The sequence below is a fragment of the Pseudomonas sp. NCHU5216 genome, from assembly GCF_052156495.1.
In the GTDB taxonomy this organism is placed as follows: domain Bacteria; phylum Pseudomonadota; class Gammaproteobacteria; order Pseudomonadales; family Pseudomonadaceae; genus Aquipseudomonas.
In genome coordinates, this window is the sequence record NZ_JBQLIX010000003.1 from 211558 (window position 1) to 232654 (window position 21097).

Sequence of the window (21097 nt, forward strand, 5' to 3'; positions counted from 1 at the left end):
TGGATTGCCAAGGAGTATACACATGTCTACCTTGGTAGACAGATGTAGACACCCACAATAACGACAAGCAGGAGTCACCCCATGAACGCGTCCGTGTCACCGCTCCCGGCGACCCGCCACTGCAAGATTGCCATTCTCGGCAGCGGTTTTTCCGGCCTTGGCATGGCCATTCGCCTCAAGCAGGAGGGCGAAGAGAATTTCCTGCTGTTCGAGAAAGAGGCCGGCGTCGGCGGCACCTGGCGGGTGAACAACTACCCGGGCTGCGGCTGCGACGTGCAATCGCACCTGTACTCCTTCTCCTTCGAGCCGAACCCGAACTGGACGCGGATGTTCGCCAGGCAGCCGGAAATCAAGGCCTATCTCGAAGGGTGCTGGGAAAAATACCGCCTGCAGGACAAGACTCTGCTGGGCACCGAGGTGGTGGAGATTCGCTGGGACGAGCAGGCCGAGCTGTGGCACCTCAAGGATCGCGCCGGCCAGCGCTACAGTGCGCAGTTCGTGGTGTCCGGCATGGGCGCGCTGTCCACCCCCTCGATCCCCAAGCTCAAGGGCCTGGACAACTTCAGCGGTGAGGTCTTCCACTCGCAGCAGTGGAATCACGACTATGACCTGAGCGGCAAACGCGTGGCGGTGATCGGCACCGGTGCCTCGGCCATTCAGTTCGTGCCGCAGATTCAGAAGCAGGTGGCACGCCTCGACCTTTACCAGCGCACCGCGCCGTGGATCATGCCCAAGCCAGATCGCGCCATCCGCGACGACGAGCGCAGCCGCTTCAAACGCTTCCCATTGGCGCAGAAACTCTGGCGCGGCGCGCTGTACAGCATGCTCGAAAGCCGTGTGATCGCCTTCGCCTTCGCCCCGCGCCTGCTGCGCCTGGCGCAGAACATCGCCAAGCGCTACATCAACAAGCAGATCAAGGATCCGGTGCTGCGCGCCAAGGTCACCCCGGACTACACCATGGGCTGCAAGCGCGTGCTGATCTCCAATGACTACTATCCGGCACTGGTGCAACCCAACGTCGAGGTGATCACCGACGGCATCGCCGAAATCCTGCCCCATGGCGTGCGCACCGCCGACGGCCAGGAGCGCGAGGTGGATGCCATCATCTTCGGCACCGGCTTCACCCCCAGCGACCCGCTGCCGCGCGGCACGGTGTTTGGCCGCGGTGGCGTCGACCTGCTCGACACCTGGCCGGAAGGCCCGGAAGCCTACAAGGGCACCATGACCGCCGGCTTCCCCAACCTGTTCTTCCTCATGGGGCCGAACACCGGCTTGGGCCACAACTCGATGGTGTACATGATCGAGTCGCAGATCCACTACGTGCTCGGCGCCCTGCGCCAGCTCGAAGAAGGCCAGTTGCAGAGCCTGGAACCCAAGCGCGCGGTGCAGGATGCCTTCAACCGCAAGATCCAGGGCGCGGCCCGCAATACCGTGTGGAATGCCGGCGGCTGCATGAGCTGGTACCTGCACCCGGTCAGTGGACGCAACTGCACGGTATGGCCGGGCTTCACCTGGCGCTTCCGCATGCTTACCCGTCACTTCGATGCACCGGCCTACCACTTCAGCCGCAAGAATGCCGCACATCCGGCCCAGAGCAACGCCCTTCGCACCCAGGAAGCCCAGGAGGCCAGCGCATGAAATCCTTCGAGAACAAGGTTGCCGCCATCACCGGTGCTGGCTCCGGCATCGGCCGAGCCCTGGCCTATCACCTGGCGCGCCAGGGTTGCCACTTGGCCCTGTCGGACGTGAACGTCGAAGGCCTGCGCGAAACCGTCGAACAGGCCCGCAAGCTTGGCGTCACCGTCAGTGAAACGCGGGTCGATGTCGCCGACCGTACCGCCGTCGAAGCCTGGGCCGAACAGGTGGTCAGCGAGTTCGGCCGGGTCAACGCCATCTTCAACAACGCCGGCGTGGCCCAGGGTGGCACCGTGGAAGGCAACGACTACGCCGACTACGAGTGGATCATGGGCATCAATTTCTGGGGCGTGGTCAACGGCACCAAGGCCTTCCTGCCACACCTCAAGGCTAGCGGCCAGGGCCACGTTATCAACGTTTCCAGCGTCTTCGGGCTGTTCTCGCAGCCGGGCATGAGCGGCTACAACGCCAGCAAGTTCGCCGTGCGCGGCTTCACCGAATCGCTGCGTCAGGAGCTGGACATGGCCCGCTGCGGCGTATCGGCCAGTTGCGTGCACCCTGGTGGCATCCGCACCAACATCGCCAAGACCGCGCGGATGAACGACAGCCTGGCCAAGGTCACCGGACAGGACGTGGAAAAGGCGCGCCAGCAGTTCAACGACCAGTTGCTGCGCACCACGCCGGAACAGGCGGCCAAGGTCATCGTCAATGGCGTATTGGCCAACAAGCGGCGCATCCTCATCGGCGGCGACGCCCATGCCCTGGACTGGATGCAGCGCAGCATGCCGGCGCTGTACCAGCGCCTGGTCACCTTCAGCATGGGCCTGGCGGCGCGCTTCGCGCCCAAGGGCAAGGGTGCGAGCAAGACACGCGAAGCGACCGAGTAGCACTCTGGCAGCCGCTTGCTCGTTCAGCCAAGTGGTATAGCCTCACAGACTGTGTGAAAACTACTACGCTTGCTCATGCTGCGTTAAAAAACAGCTCAAAATGCTCATTTACAACTCGTAAACTGCGCTTTTTCGCCGTTTTTTGCCTTGCCTGACCTGCGCTCGCTACGTTTTCACACGGTCTGCTCAGGGCCCGTTGGGTAACGGGCCTTTGAAATCTTCACCGTCCCTGGTCGTGATGACCGTGGACGGTGAGGTCTCGACACATGGGTTTCCCCACACATCGCAGACACCCAACACAGCAATACGGGCCAACACAGGCTTGTCCCCTTCGTTTCACCTCCGAGATCCATCCCAAGCACTGGCACATGCTTTGCTTCGCCACAGGGCAAAAGCGTCCTCCAATGGCGGAAAGACGCATTCGACAATGGCGTCGTACCCGTCGGCCGTGACAGGCTGGCAGGACGACGCTTTTTTATGGCCTGGCCTTTCAGGCCACCCCGGATGTCGAGCAGGAACGATGCCCCATGAGTGAACATGACACCCCGCGCAATGACGCCCTGGTCTGGAGCCATGGCAGCGATGCACCGGAAAAGAGCGCCCTGAATATCGGTTTCATGGCCTTGAGCGATTCCGCCTCGGTGATCGTCGCCGCGACTCAGGGCTTTGCCGAAAAGCATGGCCTGAGCCTGCGCCTGCAACGCCAGGCATCCTGGTCTGCCCTGCGTGATCGCCTGGTCAGCGGCGAGCTGGATGCCGCCCACAGCCTCTACGGCCTGATCTATGGCGTGCAACTGGGCCTGGGCGGCGCGCCGGTCACCGACATGGCGGTACTCATGGGGCTGAACCAGAACGGCCAGAGCATCAACCTCTCGCATGGGCTGCAACAGGCGGGCGTGACCAGCAGTGAGGCACTGCGCGAGTACGTGCACCAGCATGAAGCAAAACTCACCTTCGCCCAGACCTTTCCCACCGGCACCCATGCCATGTGGCTGTACTACTGGCTGGCCAGCCAGGGCATCCACCCGCTGCGCGACGTGCGCAGCGTCGTGGTGCCGCCGCCGCAGATGGTCGAGCACCTCAAGGCCAGGCGTATCGACGGTTTCTGCGTCGGTGAGCCGTGGACGGCCAAGGCCGTGGAAGACAATCTCGGCTGCATGCTCACCACCACCCAGGCGATCTGGCCGGACCATCCGGAAAAGGTGCTGGGTTGCACGCGCAGCTTCGTCGAAGAGAACCCCAACACTGCACGGGCCCTGATCAGCGCCGTGCTGGAGGCCAGTCGCTTCATCGACGAAAACGAGGAAAACCGCCGCGGCACGGCGCAACTGCTGAGCAGCAGCGCCTATGTCGACGCGCCGCTGTCGGCGATCCTGCCGCGCTTTCTCGGCCAGTATCAGGACGGCCTCGGCAATGCCTGGCAGGACGCCCATCGCCTGCGTTTCCACGCCGACGGCGCGGTCAACCTGCCCTATCTGTCGGATGCCATGTGGTTCATGACCCAGTTCCGTCGCTGGGGCCTGCTGCGTGACGACCCGGATTACCTGGGAGTGGCCCAGGCGGTTCAGCAACTGCAGATCTATCGCCAGGCGGCGGAGGCACTGGGCATCGCCTGCCCCGAGCCCATGCGCGGTTGCGCCCTGCAGGGCGGCCCCTACTGGGACGGCAGCGATCCGGCCGGTTACGCCCGCAGCTTCGCCCTGCATGCCCTGGCCGACGCGCCAGCGCTCAGCGCCTGATCAGCGGGAGAGCTGCCATGCTGCGTATCCTGCTGATCAACGACACACCGAAAAAGGTCGGCCGCCTCAAGAGCGCCCTGACCGAAGCCGGCTTCGAGGTGATCGACGAGTCCGGCCTGACCATCGACCTGCCGGCGCGGGTGGAAGCCGTGCGCCCCGATGTCATTCTCATCGACACCGAGTCCCCGGGGCGGGACGTGATGGAACAGGTGGTACTGGTCAGCCGTGACCAGCCCCGGCCCATCGTCATGTTCACCGACGAGCACGACCCCGGCGTGATGCGTCAGGCGATCCAGAGCGGTGTCAGCGCCTACATAGTCGAGGGCATTCACGCCCAGCGTCTGCAGCCGATCCTCGACGTGGCCATGGCCCGTTTCGAGAGCGACCAGGCCCTGCGTGCCCAGTTGCAGGCGCGCGAAGCGCAACTGGCCGAACGCAAGCGCATCGAACTGGCCAAGGGCCTGCTGATGAAGATGAAGAGTTGCAACGAGGAAGAGGCCTACACCCTGATGCGCCGCCAGGCCATGAGCCGCCAGCAGAAGCTGATCCAGGTGGCCGAACAGATCATCGCCATGCACGACATGCTGGGAGGCTGAGCGACTGTACCGCCAGAACAGTTCACTGTACCGGTACGGACTGTATCACTCAGGCAACTGTTATGGACGTCTTCGCCGGCGCCTGTGTATGCCCCTCTCCGCGAGCCTCGGCTAGGGTAGATAGCCCCTAGCCGAGGACTCCCACATGAGCGAACACGAACTGCTGGCCGAAGCTGACCGCCGCGCCCTGGCCTATCTGGAAAGCATCGCCACACGCCGGGTGTTTCCCGACTCCGAGGCGATTGCCGCCCTGGGCGCTTTCGACCAGCCGCTGCCGACCCAGGGCAACGACGCCACACAGGTGTTGCGCCAGCTCGATGAGATTGGCTCACCGGCGACGGTGGCAAGCAATGCAGCACGCTACTTCGGCTTCGTCATCGGCGCCACGCTGCCGGCCGCCGCTGCGGCCGAGCGCCTGGTGCTGGCCTGGGATCAATGCGCCTCCTCCTTCGACAACTCGCCCGCCGCCGACCGCATCGAGAAGGCCGCCGCCCGCTGGGTGCTGGAGAGCCTCCGCCTGCCCGCTGCAAGCGCCATCGGCTTCGGCACCAGCGCCACCGCCTGCACCCTCGCCTGCCTCAGCGCCGCCCGCCGCGCCCTGCTCGCGCGCAAGGGCTGGGACTTCGACGGCGACGGTCTGATGGGCGCGCCGGAGGTGCGTGTGGTGGTCTCCGCCAGCGTGCATATCACGGTGCTGAAGGCGTTGCGCATCCTGGGCTTCGGCATCAACCGCCTGCTGCGGGCGCCTGTCGATGAGCAGGGCCGTATCGACCCGGCGCAACTGCCGCCACTGGACGACATGACCGTGCTCTGCCTGCAGGCCGGCGAGGTCAACAGCGGTGAGTTCGACCCCTTCGCCGAGCTCATCCCCCGTGCCCGCGCCGCCGGTGCCTGGACTCACGTGGACGGTGCCTTCGGCCTCTGGGCCCGCGCCAGCTCCGCAGCCGCGCTCACCGAAGGGGTGGAACTGGCCGATAGCTGGACCACCGATGGCCACAAGTGGCTGAATACACCCTACGACGGCGCCATGGCCATCTGCCGCGACGCCGAGGCCCTGGCCACGGCGATGAACAGCGACGCCGCCTACGCCAGCGCCTCCCGCGATGCACAGAAGAACCTCAACCTGGAGTTCTCCCGCCGCGCCCGCGGTGTGGCCATCTGGGCCGCCTTGGCCAGCCTCGGCCGCGATGGCCTGCGCGAGTTGATCGACCGCCACCTGCGCCAGGCAAGTCACCTCGCCGAGCGCCTGCGCAATGCCGGCTATCAGGTGCTCAACCGCGTGGTGCTCAACCAGGTGCTGGTGCGTGCCGACAACGACGAGCAGACCCTGGCCATTCGCCTTGCCGCCCAGGAGTCGGGGGATGTCTGGTTCGGCCCCACCCAGTGGCAGGGGCGCCCGGCTTTCCGCCTCAGCGTATCCTCATGGCGCACCACGGACGCCGACATCGAGCGCCTCGCCGCACTGCTGATCCGCCTCAAGGCCGAGGTTCGCCCCTGAGCCTGGAGCCATGCCTCGTTGCCAGCACGCCACCGGTCACCGCCACGACACAACGGCCGAACCTTCCCTGGATGCGACGAGTCTGTGAAAGGTCTGCCATGAGGCAGACCCCAAACAAGCTTAGGGAAGGCACGTAAGCGTCGAAGGAGAGCGGTCTCGAACGCGGTGCGGCCCGATAACGAGGATGCAAGGCATGCACAGGCTCCAACCGCTCCACCCCGTCCACTCCCGCACCCGCAGCGCCCACTGGCTGGGCCTGCTGGGCTGCCTGCTGCTTGGTGAAGCCCAGGCCGAGCTGTACAAGAACGTCGCCCCGGGCGGCAACTTCGCCCTGGACAACTGGAATCTCACCGTTCCCCAGGATGCAGATGGCGGCACCGAAGGCACCGCGCTCACCGCCCGCCCCGACCAGTTGACCGGCCCCTATGGTTACAAATCGCGCTGGTTCCGCACCGATGCGCAAGATGGCGCCATGACCTTCTGGACACCCATCAATGGCGCCACGGCAGGCGGCTCCAGCAGCCCGCGCGCGGAACTGCGCGAGATGCTCGACCCCAGTAACCTGTCCATGACCTGGAGCGGCGCGGGCGAGTCGGTACAGGACGCCATGCTCAAGGTGATGCAGGTTCCGCGCGACGGCATCGTCATCGTCGGCCAGGTTCATGGCTACCGCAGCGCGCCCCTGATCATGGTCTATTACCGTTACGATGCCGCTCGCCAGACCGGGCGGGTCATCGCCAAGCTGCAGGGACTGCCGGAACAAGGGCCACCCTTTACCACCCATACCCTGGCCAACGACATCGATCTGGGCGAAACCTTCAGTTATCAGATGAGGGTCAGCAAGAACGTGGCGACGGCCTCGGTCAATGGCGGGCCAAGCGCCCGCATGCCTTTGGATCCGGCCTGGAACGATCACACCTTCTACTTCAAGGCCGGCGCCTACCTGCACATGCATGGCGACAGCGCCAGCGAAGGTGCACGGGTCAAGTTCTATCGCCTGGCTGCCAGCCACCCCAATGATGGGCTTGCGATCACCAGCACTGCAGCCCTGCCCAACGCCCGGGCTGGCCAAGCCTATGAAGCCCGCCTCAGCAGCAGCGGCGGCCGTGGTGGAGCCACCTGGCGCCTGGTCAGCGGCCATCCACCCGCCGGCATACAGCTATCCCGCGACGGCACGATCAGCGGCACCCCTCAGCTTTCGACCGTCTCCGCCAGGGCGCACTGGTTCGTGGCCCAGGTACGCGATGCGAACGGCAATACCCTGCACAAGAAGTTCTCCATCCTGGTCGGAGACTGAGCAACGCCATATGGTCCGGCCCGCCTCTTTGGCCGGGCCGCCCTGCTGCATGTGAAACAAGCCACCGCTCCACTTGCAGCTTGGCGCTTGAAGCTTGCAGCTAAAAAGGCTTATCTTCGCCGTCGGTCACAGCAGTGGCCAACGTCGCTCGGACGGTTCCGGGCGCTTACGTACCCCGAGGAAATCATGGCCGACAACGCCAAGCGCCGCTTTGCGCGCATCGATCGTCTCCCCCCTTACGTCTTCAATATCACCGCCGAACTGAAGATGGCTGCACGCCGTCGCGGTGAAGACATCATCGACTTCTCCATGGGCAACCCCGACGGGGCGACGCCGCCGCATATTGTCGAAAAGCTGGTGCAGGTCGCCCAGCGTGAAGACACCCATGGCTACTCCACTTCCCGTGGTATTCCGCGCCTGCGCCGCGCCATCTCGCATTGGTACAAGAATCGCTACGAGGTGGAGATCGACCCGGAAAGCGAAGCCATCGTCACCATCGGCTCCAAGGAAGGCCTGGCACACCTGATGCTGGCCACCCTGGATCATGGCGATACCGTGCTGGTGCCCAACCCCAGCTACCCCATCCATATCTATGGTGCGGTCATCGCCGGTGCCCAGGTGCGCTCGGTGCCACTGGTGCCCGGCGTGGACTTCTTCAACGAGCTGGAACGCGCCATCCGCGAATCGATCCCCAAGCCGAAGATGATGATTCTGGGCTTCCCTTCCAACCCCACCGCACAGTGCGTGGAGCTGGACTTCTTCGAGCGCGTGGTGGCCCTGGCCAAGCAGTACGACGTGCTGGTGGTACACGACCTGGCCTATGCCGATATCGTCTACGACGGCTGGAAGGCTCCCTCGATCATGCAGGTGCCGGGCGCCAAGGACATCGCGGTGGAGTTCTTCACCCTGTCCAAGAGCTACAACATGGCCGGCTGGCGCATCGGCTTCATGGTCGGCAACCCGGAACTGGTCAGCGCCCTGGCTCGGATCAAGAGCTACCACGATTACGGCACCTTCACTCCGCTGCAGGTGGCCGCCATCGCGGCTCTGGAAGGCGACCAGCAGTGCGTACGCGACATCGCCGAGCAATACCGTCAACGCCGCAACCTGCTGGTCAAGGGCCTGCACGAGATCGGCTGGATGGTGGAAAAACCCAAGGCGTCGATGTACGTCTGGGCCAGGATTCCCGAGGCCTACGCGCACCTGGGCTCGCTGGAGTTCGCCAAGAAGCTGCTGGCCGAGGCCAAGGTCTGCGTATCACCCGGGCTGGGCTTCGGCGACTATGGCGATGACCACGTTCGTTTCGCCCTGATCGAGAACCAGGATCGTACCCGTCAGGCACTGCGCGGCATCAAGGCCATGTTCAGGGCCGATGGCCTGCTGCCGGCGAAGAAGGCCAAGGCCGAGCAGGAGTGAAGCAAGGGCGTCAGCCATGGCGCCCGTTCTGCTGCCGTTTCGTTCGCGACCGCGAGTGAAACGGCAACAGGCTCATCAACTGGAATAATCCAGCGCCGTCCAGTTACGGCTCAGCCCCTGCGACAACACGCATTGCGGGCTATCCAGTTCCTGATTGTGCAGCAGCGTGGTATCCCCTTCCGCTTCGCCATGTCGCTCGGTGAGCCACTGCAATTTGCCGCAATTGGGGGTTTCGATCACATAGCTGGCCGCGATGCTGGAGTGATGCCCTGGCAGATGGATCACATCCAGCACACGCCCCGCCTCCTCCACGCGCCGCCCGTCGGAAACCAGCACGGCCCAGGCCTGTTCGCCGTCGATCACCAGGTAGGCGCCATTGGCCTGCGGCCGCTCCATCTGCGGCTGCGCACAACCGCCGAGCAGGGCCAATAGCACAACCGTCACAAGTATCTGTTGCATTGCTCACTCTCCTTTACCAGAACGCCCGTCAGGGGGATTGGGCGGGTGGATGTCGCTGCGATGGCCTAACTATTACGCGATACTGTTTATTTGTACAGTACTTTTCGTATAGGCTTGCAACCACTGATAAACGAGCAAGGCACAGGAGCATCATCATGCTGGACGTACTGCAAGTGAAACATCAGGTCAATCGCATGCCGCTGGAGCGCGTGCGCACCATGGTCGACGAGCTGCAGCGTGAAGGCCTGGTGATGGAGGGCCGCACCCCCTTCAATCGCACCCATTTCAACACCTGCTTCGCCGAAATCGAGGCGCTGCTGCAACGCGCCGGCTATCACCGGCAACTGGATGTGGTCGGCTATCAGGGCCTGGCCTATGCCCTGTTCGATCCGGCCCGCTGGGAGGCCGTCGAGGTGCTGCGCTGGCTGCGCGATTTCGTCGAGATGAAGCAGCAGCAGCCCTGCCACTGACCCAGGACCAGCGCTCCGAAATTGGCCACTGATCAGCCTGCTGCACGGTCTTTGGGCAATGCCTGGCGGCAGCGCGCGCTGGCCCGCCTGCTGCGTTATCCAGCTATATCCTTGAAAGATATGGAGATATCCGCACTGCACAGAAACCTGGCAAACGCCTTGCTAAGGGAACCTCGACCACGTTCCTGATCGCCAACGGCGGTGATTCGGACACACCGACAAAGACGTCAAAGGCTGCTCGTTGCCCACCGGCAACAGGCTGTCTGCGACGTCTTTTTTCGTTTCTGTCAGTCGAGGAATTGCCATGCTCCATCGTCTATCGCTCCATCGCCGCCTGTCACTGCTGGGTCTTGCTCTCGGCCTGCTGGCGGCGCCGTCGCTGTACGCCGCCGAGCCGGAGAAAGTCGAGCTGAAACTGGGTTTCATCAAACTGACCGACATGGCGCCACTGGCCATCGCCTATGAGAAGGGCTACTTCGAGGATGAGGGGCTGTATGTCACCCTCGAGGCACAGGCCAACTGGAAGGTGCTGCTCGACCGGGTGATCGACGGCGAGCTGGACGGTGCGCACATGCTCTCCGGCCAGCCACTGGGCGCGACCATCGGCTTCGGCACCAAGGCCGATGTGGTGACGGCCTTCACCATGGATCTCAACGGCAACGCCATCACCGTTTCCAACGATGTCTGGCAGGCGATGAAGCCCCATCTGCCCATGGCCGATGGCAAGCCCGTGCACCCGATCAAGGCCGATGCGCTCAAGCCGGTGATCGAGCAATACGCCGCCGCCGGCAAGCCGTTCAACATGGGCATGGTGTTCCCGGTGTCGACACACAACTACGAGCTGCGCTACTGGCTCGCCGCCGGGGGGATCAAGCCTGGCTACTATGCGCCGGGCAAGGGCGACATCAGCGGCCAGATCGATGCCCAGGTGCTGCTCTCGGTCACCCCGCCGCCGCAGATGCCGGCGACGCTGGAAGCCGGCACCATCAGCGGCTACAGCGTCGGCGAGCCGTGGAACCAGGCGGCGGTGTTCAAGGGCATCGGCGTCCCCGTGGTGGCCGACTACGAAATTCGCAAGAACATGTCGGAGAAGGTCTTCGGCGTTTCCCGGAGCTGGGCCGAGGCCAACCCGGAAACTCACAAGCGCCTGGTCAAGGCGCTGATCCGCGCCGGCAAGTGGCTGGATGCCGACGGCAACGCCAACCGCGCCGAAGCCGTGGAAATTCTTTCCCGCCCGGAATACGTCGGTGCCGATGCCAAGGTCATTGCCAACTCCATGACCGGCACCTTCGAGTTCGAGAAAGGCGACAAGCGTGAAGTCCCCGACTTCAACGTGTTCTTCCGCTACCACGCCACCTACCCCTACTACTCCGACGCCATCTGGTACCTGACGCAGATGCGCCGCTGGGGGCAGATCGCCGAGGCCAAGCCGGACGACTGGTACGTGGCAACCGCCAAGCGCGTGTTCCTCCCGGACATTTACCGCCAGGCCGCCGCCGAACTGATCGCCGAAGGCAAGGCCGAGCCGAGCGACTTCCCCCCGGCCGATGAGGATGGCTTCCGCGAACCGCTGGCCGACACCATCGACGGCGTGGTCTACGACGGCCACAAGCCCAATGCCTATCTGGAGCAGTTCAGCATTGGCCTGAAGGGCGACAGCACGCTCTGACCGTCCACACCCACCTAAGGGCCGCGCCCTGTCGCGGCCTCGCAACCGAACCGAGGACAGGACGATGAGCAACCCGAACGTCGCCACGCCGATCCAGCAGACCCTCAAGATGGCGCGCCATAGCGCCCTGCTCAAACGCCTGGCCAGCGGCCTGATTCTGCCGGCGCTGGGCATTGCCCTGTTCCTGCTGTGCTGGCAGGGCCTGGCCAATCATATCCAGACCAGCCTCGGCCAGTTTCCTGGCCCGGTACAGGTCAGCGAACAGTTCTCCGGGCTGATCGCTGCCCACCAGCGTGAACAGGACAAGGCTGCCGCCTTCTACCAACGCCAGGAAGAGCGTAACGCCAAGCGCCTGGCCGCCGACCCCGGCGCCAAGGTGACCATTCGCCCCTATACCGGCAAGCCGACCTTCTTCGAGCAGATCTTCACCAGCCTCTACACGGTAACGGCCGGCTTTTTCATCGCCTCGCTGCTGGCCATCCCCCTGGGTATCGTCTGCGGCCTGAGCAAATCGCTGTACAGCGCCTTGAACCCGCTGATCCAGGTGTTCAAGCCAGTCTCGCCGCTGGCCTGGCTGCCGCTGGTGACCATGCTGGTCAGCGCCCTGTACGTCAGTGACGACCCACTGTTCGCCAAGTCCTTCCTCACCTCGGCCTTCACCGTGGCGCTGTGCTGCCTGTGGCCGACGGTGATCAATACCACGGTGGGCGTGGCCAGCATCGACCAGGATCTCAACAACGTCAGCAAGGTGCTGCGCCTGTCACCGCTGACCCATGTGCGGCGCATCGTGCTGCCGGCAGCGCTGCCGATGATCTTCACCGGCCTGCGCCTGTCCCTGGCCACCGGCTGGATGGTGCTGATCGCCGCCGAGATGCTGGCGCAGAACCCGGGCCTGGGCAAATTCATCTGGGACGAGTTCCAGAACGGCAGCTCCAACTCCCTCGGCCGGATCATGGTGGCGGTGATCGTCATCGGCCTGATCGGCTTCGCCCTCGACCGTCTGATGCTTGTGCTCCAGCGCCTGTTCAGCTGGGACAAGAACGCCGTACTGCGCTGATCAGGAGAATCATCATGAGCAATGCCTACCTCGAACTGACCAACGTCGGCATCGACTTCCCCACCGACAAGGGGCTGTTCTGCGCCTTGCAGAACGTCAACCTGAAACTGGCCAAGGGCGAGTTCGTCTCGCTGATCGGTCACTCCGGCTGCGGCAAGTCCACGGTGCTGAACATCGTCGCCGGGCTCTATCAGGCCACGGCCGGCGGCATCATCCTCGATGGCCGCGAGGTCAACGAGCCCGGCCCGGAGCGCGCCGTGGTGTTCCAGAACCACAGCCTGCTGCCCTGGCTGAGTTGCTACGAGAACGTCGAGCTGGCGGTGCGCCAGGTGTTCCGTGGGCGCAAGAGCCGCGCCGAGATGCGCGACTGGATCGAACACAACCTGGCTCTGGTGCACATGACCCATGCCCGCGACAAGCGCCCCGGGGAAATCTCCGGCGGCATGAAGCAGCGCATCGGCATCGCCCGCGCCCTGGCCATGCAGCCCAAGGTGCTGCTGATGGACGAGCCGTTCGGCGCGCTCGACGCCCTCACCCGCGCCCACCTGCAGGACTCGCTGATGGAGATTCACGCCGAACTGGGCAACACGGTGATCATGATTACCCATGATGTCGACGAAGCCGTGTTGCTCTCCGATCGCATCGTGATGATGAGCAACGGCCCGGCGGCCACGGTGGGCGACATCCTCAAGGTCGATCTCGAGCGGCCGCGCCAACGCATGGAATTGGCTCATGACAGCCGCTATCACGCCTACCGGGCTGCGGTACTGGAGTTCCTCTACCAGCGTCAGCAGCGCCCGGCGGCCTGAATCGGCGACACCGCTGCGGCTCCTCGGCCGTAGCGGTGGAACCAATCGCTTCGCTTGCACACGAACAGGAACCCATAACCACCAGGCAGGTACCCCCGTGCTAGACCTCTCCACCTGGAATCTGTCGATTCCCACCGAGCCGACGCCCACCACGATCACCACCCAGCGCCTGAACAACGGCTATCAGAGCCGTTACTTTCGGCGCAACGACGATGGCAGTGTGACTTTCTGGGTGCCCGTCACCGGCTCCACCACCGAAGACGCCCGCTATCCACGCAGCGAACTGCGCGAGACCCAGCGCGACGGCAGCCTCGATAACTGGCAGCACGCCAGCTCGGACAGCTACCTCAGTGCGGTGCTGCAGGTCGAGCAGGTGCCCAGCAAGGGCAAGGTGGTGATCGGCCAGGTGCACAGCACCGACGTACCGGGCAGCCAGAACGACCCCCTGCTCAAGCTGCAATATCACTACCTCCGTGGCGTCGGCCGGGTCGAGCTGCTGTTGCGGATACGGCCTGGCGACAAGGACGTCAGGAACATTCTGCTGGCCGATAACGTGCAGCTCGGTGAACGCTTCGGCTACGACCTGCGCGTCACCCCCAGTGGCCGTATCGGCGTCAGCGTGGCCAGCGTCGATGGCGATGAAGGCACGCTGTACCGCCAGCTCAGCAGCCGCTGGAGCACCCAGAGCCTGTATTTCAAGGCCGGCGCCTATGTGCAGGACAATTACGGGCCTGACAACGAAGGCGGCCGCGTCACCTTCTTTCATCTCAACAGCCTGCACCGCTAGGGTCTGTTGCCATTGCGCGGCAAAGAAACGGCGACCAACCCTGACGTTTTCTGCGTGATTCTTGCACCTCTGCCTGCGGAGCCTGACCAGGCCCTATTCAATTGCAGCAAGTGGAGGATTGCACATGACCGAGAGCTGCCGTCGCGCCCGTCGAGCCGGGCTGCTGAGTACCCTGCTCGCCTTCGCCGTGCTCGCCCTGCCCTTGCCGACGCACGCCGCCGGGCAGTTCGCCCCGTTGCGGTGCATGGATGTCGGCAGCGCCTCTTTTTGCATCAGCCTCCAGGGGGCGGCACAACCTTGAGGCCTCAGCCCTTGGGCATTGTCGTGCTTGGCGCAGCTCTTGCTTGAGCCTTCGCCAAGGTAGCCAACGGCGGCCACCTCCCTCACGACAAAGACGTCGCTTCACCTCGCCTTGATGGCCCGAGGTCGAGCGACGTTTTTTTTCGTGTTCGCCCCAGTGTCCGGGGCCGGTGCAGGCGTCGCGATCCGAGCCGCACTGCAATCGCTCAACCCTGCTGCGGCCCTGGCCGCTGGGCTCTGCACCACGAGTGCGGGGCATCCCCGGCAGGCGCGGCCGCCGTGTCCACGACCACGGTTCGTCGTGCCCTGTCGGGTTCCTTCTCGCTGATGAGGTGATCGATGAATACGAGTTTCTGGAAAGCCGGCCACGCCCCCACCCTGTTCGCCGCCTTTCTCTATTTCGACCTGAGTTTCATGGTCTGGTACCTGCTCGGCCCACTGGCGGTGCAGATCGCCACCGACCTCGAACTCAACGTCCAGCAGCGCGGCCTGATGGTGGCCACGCCGATTCTGGCAGGCGCAGTGCTGCGCCTGCTGATGGGCTTTCTCGCTGATCGCCTGTCGCCGAAAAGCGCCGGCCTGCTCGGCCAGACGGTGGTCATCGTCGCGCTATTCAGCGCCTGGCGCATCGGCATCGGCAGCTATGAACAGGCCCTGCTGCTGGGCCTGTTCCTCGGCTTCGCCGGGGCCGCTTTCGCGGTGGCCCTGCCGCTGGCTTCGCAGTGGTACCCGCCACAGCATCAGGGCAAGGCCATGGGCATTGCCGGCGCGGGCAATTCCGGCACAGTGCTGGCGGCGCTGTTCGCCCCGGGCCTGGCCGCACTGTTCGGCTGGCAGAACGTATTCGGCTGGGCGCTGATCCCACTGCTGGCGACCCTGGTGATCTTCGCCCTGGTGGCCAGGAACGCACCCGAGCGCCCCAAGCCCAAGGCCTTCGCCGACTATCTCAAGGCGCTGGGTGACCGTGACAGCTGGTGGTTCATGTTCTTCTACAGCATCACCTTCGGCGGCTTCATCGGCCTGGCCAGCGCCCTGCCCGGCTACTTCAGCGACCAGTACGGGCTGAACCCGGTCACCGCCGGCTACTACACCGCCGCCTGCGTCTTCGCCGGCAGCCTGTTGCGCCCGCTCGGCGGTGCCCTGGCCGACCGCATCGGCGGCATTCGCAGCCTGCTGATGATGTACGGCATCGCTTCGCTGTGCATTGCCATCGTCGGCTTCAACCTGCCCAGCTCCAGTGCAGCGCTGGCCTTGTTCGTCACGGCGATGCTGGGGCTGGGCGCCGGCAATGGCGCGGTGTTCCAGTTGGTGCCGCAGCGTTTCCGTGCGGAAATCGGCGTGATGACGGGGCTGATCGGCATGGCCGGCGGTATCGGCGGTTTCCTTCTCGCCGCCGGCCTCGGCGCCATCAAGCAGCACACCGGGGACTACCAGCTCGGCCTGTGGCTGTTCGCCAGCCTCGGTGTGCTGGCCTGGGTCGGCCTGCACGGGGTCAAGCAACGCTGGCGCACCACCTGGGGCAGCGCAGCGGTCAGCGCCGCACGGGTGTGATCGCATCCTTGGTGATTCATCTATCGTAGGGTGCGCTATACGCACCAGCGCTCCATCATTGGGCCCGGTGCGCACGGCGCACCCTACGATCCGCAGCGCCTACCCAATCAACCATTTGCGGAAACCACCCCATGGCCCTGCAACTGAGCATCGGCGAAGCCAGCGCCACCGGCCCGCGCAGCGAGAACCAGGACGCCCTGCGCGTGGTCACCCCGGCGCCGGCTCTGGCCGCCAGCCGGGGCTACCTGCTGGGTCTGGCCGATGGCGTCAGCCAGTGCGCCGACGGCGGCCTGGCCGCTCGCGCCACCTTGCAGGCACTGGCGCTGGATTACTACGCCACCCCGGAAACCTGGCCGGTGCAGCACAGCCTGGATCGCCTGCTCACCGCACACAACCGCTGGCTGCAGGCCAACGGCGGTGGCCAACCCCTGCTCACCACCCTCACCGCTCTGGTGCTGCGCGGGCGGCGCTTTACCCTGGCGCATATCGGCGACAGCCGCGCCTACCTCTGGCGCGACGGCCAGCTCATACGCCTGACCGAGGATCACGTCTGGGAACAGCCGGGCATGCAGCATGTGCTCAAGCGCGCCATGGGCCTCGACCAGCACCTGGTTGTGGATTACCGCGAAGGTGAATTGCAGAGCGACGACCGCTTTCTGCTGATCAGCGATGGCGTCTGGAGTGCGCTCAGCGACGCGCGTATCGCTCAGTTGCTGCAGAGCAGCAATGATGTCCAAGGCCTATGCCAGGCGCTGATCACCGAAGCGCACCGCGCCGGTAGCCAGGACAACGCCAGCGCGCTGCTGGTGCAGGTCGAACGCCTGCCCGAAGAAGCGGCACTGGCCGATACCCTGGCGCAGTTGGCGCACTGGCCGTTGCCACCGCGCCTGCGTGCCGGGCAGCACTTCGAGGGTTGGTTGGTCGAAGGGCTGCTGGGCGAGTCGCGCCAGTCGCTGATCTATCGGGTCAGCGATGCGCATGGCCAGCCCTGGCTGCTCAAGACCCTGCCCGCCAGCCGCGCCAGCGAAGAACAGGCTGGCCCGGCACTGCTGCAGGAAGAATGGCTGCTGCGCCGCGTCGCCGGTCGCCACTTTCCCGAAGTGCACGCCCTGCCACAACGCCAGCATCTCTATTACGTACAGCGCGAATACAAGGGACAAACTCTGGAGGCATGCCTACGCCAGAGCGGCCCGCTGAGCCTGGCGCAGTGGCAGGATCTGGCGCCACGCCTGATCAAGGCCCTGGGGCTACTGCACCGGCGCAATATCGTCCACCGCGATATCAAGCCGGAGAACCTGCTGCTCGGCGACGACGGCGAGCTGCGCGTACTCGACTTCGGCCTGGCCTACTGCCCAGGCCTGAGCCACGACGAGGCCCATAGCCTGCCCGGCACACCCAGCTATATCGCTCCGGAAGCCTTCGTCGGCAGCCCGCCCAACCCACAGCATGATCTTTACGCCGCCGGCGTGACGCTCTATCACCTGCTGTGCGGGCACTATCCCCATGGCGAGGTCGAAGCCTTCCAGCGCCCGCGTTTCACCCACCCCGTGCCGGTCAGCCGCTACCGCCCGGACATCCCGACCTGGCTCGACGAACTGCTCGCACGCGCCGTCGCCGCCAACCCGGAACAGCGTTTCGAGACCGCCGAAGAATGGCTGCTGGCACTGGACATGGGCGAGCGCAGATCGCTCGACAAACGCCCACGGCCATTGCTGGAACGCGAGCCACTGCTGGTCTGGCGCACGGTGGCATTGCTATCGCTGCTCATCAATCTGCTGCTGGCGGTACTGCTGCTCAAGTAATGCATGCACCAAGGCGAGGCATGACGCCCTTTTACGATGCATCGAGCGCGCAGAAATCCATTGAAAAACGGCCTGAGCGCCAGGAAACGGGGCTTTCGACGAGTTGGCACAAGCGCTGCATTGAGATCCGTACAAGCTGAACAAAAGTGCCCCCTTCAACGAAGAAGGTGGCGCTCCCCGAGAGAACGGGAACTGGACAAAGGCGTCCTCGCTAGGTGACTAGCGGGACGCCTTTTTTGTTTTCTGGTTCGCCATTGCTGGCGACCTCGCTCAGAGCCGTCGCGGCGCGAGATCGCACCCGACAACCTTTTACCGTGATCAACGATTCAGGAGACAGCCGGCATGCAGAAACTCAAGCTGGTGATGATCGGCAACGGCATGGCAGGTGTGCGCACCCTCGAAGAGCTGCTCAAGCTCGCCCCCGATCTTTATGACATCACGGTGTTCGGCGCCGAGCCGCACCCCAACTACAACCGTATCCTGCTTTCGCCAGTGCTGGCTGGCGAGCAGACGTTCGAGGAGATCGTCCTCAACGACCTCAACTGGTACGCCGACAACGGCATCAAGCTGCTGCTCGGGCGCAAGGTGGTGAAGATCGACCGCAAGGCACGCCGGGTGATCGCCGATGACGGTAGCGAGGCCGAGTACGACCGCCTGCTGATCGCCACCGGTTCCACGCCCTTTATCCTGCCGATTCCGGGCAAGGATCTGGATGGCGTGATCGGCTACCGCGACATCGCCGACACCCAGACCATGATGGACACTGCCAAGACCCACAAGCATGCGGTGGTCATCGGTGGCGGCCTGCTCGGCCTGGAAGCGGCCAACGGCCTCAAGTTGCGCGGCATGGACGTGACCGTGGTGCACCTCGGCGACTGGCTGCTGGAGCGTCAGCTCGACCGCACCGCCGGTGAGCTGCTGCAGAAATCGCTGGAAGACCGCGGCCTCAAGTTCCTCCTGCCCAAGCAAACCGCCGAGCTGCTGGACAACGGCGAGGGCCGTGTGTGTGCGGTGAAGTTCAAGGACGGCGAGGTGATCCCGGCCGATCTGGTGGTGATGGCCGCCGGCATCCGCCCCAACACCGAACTGGCCGAAAGCGCCGGCATCGCCTGCAACCGTGGCATTCTGGTCAACGACACCCTGCAGACCTATGACCCGCGCGTCTACGCCATCGGCGAATGCGCCAGCCACCGGGGCATCGCCTACGGTCTGGTGGCGCCGCTGTTCGAGCAGGCCAAGGTCTGCGCCAACCACCTGGCCCAGCTCGGCTTCTCCCGCTACCAGGGCTCGGTAACCTCCACCAAGCTCAAGGTCACCGGCATCGACCTGTTCTCCGCTGGCGAATTCATGGGCGGCGAGGGAACGGAAACGATAACGCTGTCCGACCCCATCGGCGGCGTATACAAGAAACTGGTGATCAAGGACGACGTGCTGGTCGGCGCCTGCCTGTACGGCGACACCGCCGACGGTGGCTGGTATTTCCGGCAGATCCGCGAGAATCACAACGTCAGCGAGATTCGCGACCATTTGATGTTCGGCGAAGGCGCCATCGGCGACGTCGGCCACCAGGGCGCCGACAAGACCGCCAACATGCCCGACAGCATGGAAGTCTGCGGCTGCAATGGCGTGTGCAAGGGCACCATCGTCAAGGCCATCCAGGAAAACGGCCTGTTCTCCGTCGACGAGGTGAAGAAGCACACCAAGGCCGCCAGTTCCTGCGGCTCCTGCGCCGGCCTGGTGGAGCAGATCCTGATCAGCACCGTCGGCGGTGCGGCGGACGTCAAACCCAAGAGCGAAAAGGCCATCTGCGGCTGTTCCGACCTCAATCATGGGCAGATCCGCAAGGCTATCCGTGAACAGCACCTGACCTCCATGGCGCAGACCATGGAATACCTCAACTGGAGCACGCCCAACGGCTGCGCCACCTGCCGCCCGGCACTGAACTACTACCTGATTTCCACCTGGCCGGGCGAAGCGCAGGACGACCCGCAGTCGCGCCTGATCAACGAACGCGCCCACGCCAATATCCAGAAGGACGGCACCTACTCGGTGGTACCGCGCATGTGGGGCGGCGTGACCAACCCGTCGGAACTGCGCCGTATCGCCGATGTGGCCGACAAGTACCAGGTGCCCATGGTCAAGGTCACCGGCGGCCAGCGCATCGACCTGCTGGGCATCAAGAAGGAAGACCTGCCGGCGGTGTGGAAGGAGCTGGACATGCCCTCCGGCCACGCCTATGGCAAATCCATCCGCACCGTGAAGACCTGTGTGGGCAGCGAGTTCTGCCGCTTCGGCACGCAAAACTCCACCCAACTGGGCATCGATCTGGAACATGACCTGTTCAACATGTGGTCGCCGCACAAGGTCAAGCTGGCGGTGTCCGGCTGCCCGCGCAACTGCGCCGAGGCCGGCATCAAGGACGTCGGCATCATCGGCGTGGACTCCGGCTTCGAGATCTACATTGGCGGCAACGGTGGCATCAAGACCGAGGTGGCCGAGTTCTTCGTCAAGGTCAAGACCGCCGAAGAGGTGCGCGAATACAACGCTGCCTTCCTCCAGCTCTACCGCGAGGAAGCCTTCTACCTCGAACGCACCGTGCACTACCTGCAGCGTGTCGGCATGGAGCACATCAAGAAGGCGGTGATCGACGACGAAGCCAACCGCAAGGCCTTGGCTGCACGCCTGCACTATGCCCTGTCGTTCGAGCAGGATCCGTGGAAGCAGCGCATCGAAACGCCGCAACTGAAGAAGGAATTCGACACCATCAAGGTCGTGCAGCTCGAGGAGGCCACGGTATGAACTGGCTGGATATCTGCGCCCTGGACGAGATCAACCCGCTGGGCTCGCGCATCGTCGCAGGCCCCAAGGGCGATATCGCCATCTTCCGCACCGGCGACGATCAGGTCTTCGCCCTTGACGACCGCTGCCCGCACAAGGGCGGCCCGCTGTCCCAGGGGCTGATCTACGGCAAGCGCGTGGCCTGCCCGCTGCACAACTGGCAGATCGAGCTGGACAGCGGCACAGCCGTGGCGCCGGACGTCGGCTGTGCCCATCGGCACCATGCCAAGGTGGAAAGTGGCCGCGTGTTACTGGCCTTCGCCTAACGCAGTGTGGGAGGGGCTTTA

General features: G+C 64.4%; 18 protein-coding genes. 17 read left to right on the forward strand and 1 reads right to left on the reverse strand.

Going from position 1 to position 21097, the window contains the following annotated elements:
* Positions 1 to 81: 81 nt before the first annotated feature.
* From ACSVIK_RS04115 to alaC, 7 genes are all read left to right on the forward strand, one after another.
* A complete protein-coding gene (locus ACSVIK_RS04115) occupies positions 82 to 1638 on the forward strand; it encodes a flavin-containing monooxygenase (protein WP_442443098.1) in 1557 nt (518 codons plus the stop codon).
* Positions 1635 to 2522 carry an SDR family NAD(P)-dependent oxidoreductase gene (locus ACSVIK_RS04120; protein ID WP_442443099.1) on the forward strand — a complete coding sequence of 296 codons (888 nt, stop codon included), beginning with the start codon at positions 1635 to 1637 and terminating at the stop codon, positions 2520 to 2522. Before ACSVIK_RS04115 ends, ACSVIK_RS04120 begins: the two co-directional genes overlap by 4 nt.
* A gap of 527 nt (positions 2523 to 3049) precedes the next feature.
* Positions 3050 to 4261, forward strand: a complete 1212-nt coding sequence (locus ACSVIK_RS04125) for a CmpA/NrtA family ABC transporter substrate-binding protein (RefSeq protein WP_442443100.1) — start codon at positions 3050 to 3052, stop codon at positions 4259 to 4261.
* A gap of 17 nt (positions 4262 to 4278) precedes the next feature.
* Positions 4279 to 4857 (forward strand): ANTAR domain-containing response regulator, encoded by a 579-nt coding sequence (locus ACSVIK_RS04130; protein ID WP_268177787.1) that lies wholly within the window; start codon positions 4279 to 4281, stop codon positions 4855 to 4857.
* A 145-nt stretch (positions 4858 to 5002) separates the two neighbouring features.
* The gene (locus ACSVIK_RS04135; protein ID WP_442443101.1) at positions 5003 to 6355 is read left to right on the forward strand and encodes a pyridoxal phosphate-dependent decarboxylase family protein; all 1353 of its coding nucleotides are present in this window, start codon (positions 5003 to 5005) and stop codon (positions 6353 to 6355) included.
* A gap of 193 nt (positions 6356 to 6548) precedes the next feature.
* Positions 6549 to 7652, forward strand: coding sequence for a polysaccharide lyase family 7 protein (locus tag ACSVIK_RS04140; protein WP_442443102.1), 1104 nt, complete (start codon positions 6549 to 6551; stop codon positions 7650 to 7652).
* A gap of 186 nt (positions 7653 to 7838) precedes the next feature.
* Positions 7839 to 9068 (forward strand): alanine transaminase, encoded by a 1230-nt coding sequence (alaC, locus tag ACSVIK_RS04145; protein WP_442443103.1) that lies wholly within the window; start codon positions 7839 to 7841, stop codon positions 9066 to 9068.
* A 75-nt stretch (positions 9069 to 9143) separates the two neighbouring features.
* Here alaC and ACSVIK_RS04150 read toward each other — a convergent pair whose 3' ends face one another.
* Complete coding sequence (locus tag ACSVIK_RS04150; protein ID WP_442443104.1) at positions 9144 to 9527, reverse strand: hypothetical protein; 384 nt, start codon at positions 9525 to 9527, stop codon at positions 9144 to 9146.
* A gap of 155 nt (positions 9528 to 9682) precedes the next feature.
* On the opposite strand from ACSVIK_RS04150, the gene ACSVIK_RS04155 reads away from it, so the two are divergent.
* From ACSVIK_RS04155 to nirD, 10 genes are all read left to right on the forward strand, one after another.
* Positions 9683 to 9997, forward strand: a complete 315-nt coding sequence (locus tag ACSVIK_RS04155; protein WP_442443105.1) for a transcriptional regulator — start codon at positions 9683 to 9685, stop codon at positions 9995 to 9997.
* A gap of 304 nt (positions 9998 to 10301) precedes the next feature.
* Positions 10302 to 11666, forward strand: coding sequence for a CmpA/NrtA family ABC transporter substrate-binding protein (locus ACSVIK_RS04160; RefSeq protein ID WP_442443106.1), 1365 nt, complete (start codon positions 10302 to 10304; stop codon positions 11664 to 11666).
* 64 nt (positions 11667 to 11730) lie between these two features.
* On the forward strand, positions 11731 to 12723 hold the full coding sequence (locus ACSVIK_RS04165; protein ID WP_442443107.1) for an ABC transporter permease: 993 nt from the start codon (positions 11731 to 11733) through the stop codon (positions 12721 to 12723).
* A 14-nt stretch (positions 12724 to 12737) separates the two neighbouring features.
* Complete coding sequence (locus ACSVIK_RS04170; protein ID WP_442443108.1) at positions 12738 to 13532, forward strand: ABC transporter ATP-binding protein; 795 nt, start codon at positions 12738 to 12740, stop codon at positions 13530 to 13532.
* Positions 13533 to 13629: 97 nt separating this feature from the next.
* A complete protein-coding gene (locus ACSVIK_RS04175; protein ID WP_442443109.1) occupies positions 13630 to 14319 on the forward strand; it encodes a polysaccharide lyase family 7 protein in 690 nt (229 codons plus the stop codon).
* A 124-nt stretch (positions 14320 to 14443) separates the two neighbouring features.
* Positions 14444 to 14620, forward strand: coding sequence for a hypothetical protein (locus ACSVIK_RS04180; protein WP_442443110.1), 177 nt, complete (start codon positions 14444 to 14446; stop codon positions 14618 to 14620).
* Between the two features lie 338 nt (positions 14621 to 14958).
* Positions 14959 to 16170: a nitrate/nitrite transporter gene (locus tag ACSVIK_RS04185; RefSeq protein WP_442443111.1), complete on the forward strand. Its 1212-nt coding sequence runs from the start codon at positions 14959 to 14961 to the stop codon at positions 16168 to 16170.
* Between the two features lie 131 nt (positions 16171 to 16301).
* Positions 16302 to 17972, forward strand: coding sequence for a protein kinase domain-containing protein (locus tag ACSVIK_RS04190; protein WP_442443112.1), 1671 nt, complete (start codon positions 16302 to 16304; stop codon positions 17970 to 17972).
* Positions 17973 to 18314: 342 nt separating this feature from the next.
* On the forward strand, positions 18315 to 20771 hold the full coding sequence (nirB, locus tag ACSVIK_RS04195; RefSeq protein ID WP_442443113.1) for a nitrite reductase large subunit NirB: 2457 nt from the start codon (positions 18315 to 18317) through the stop codon (positions 20769 to 20771).
* Entirely contained in the window at positions 20768 to 21076 is a 309-nt protein-coding gene (gene nirD, locus ACSVIK_RS04200) for a nitrite reductase small subunit NirD (protein ID WP_442443114.1), read from the forward strand. Before nirB ends, nirD begins: the two co-directional genes overlap by 4 nt.
* The last annotated feature ends 21 nt before the right edge of the window (positions 21077 to 21097 follow it).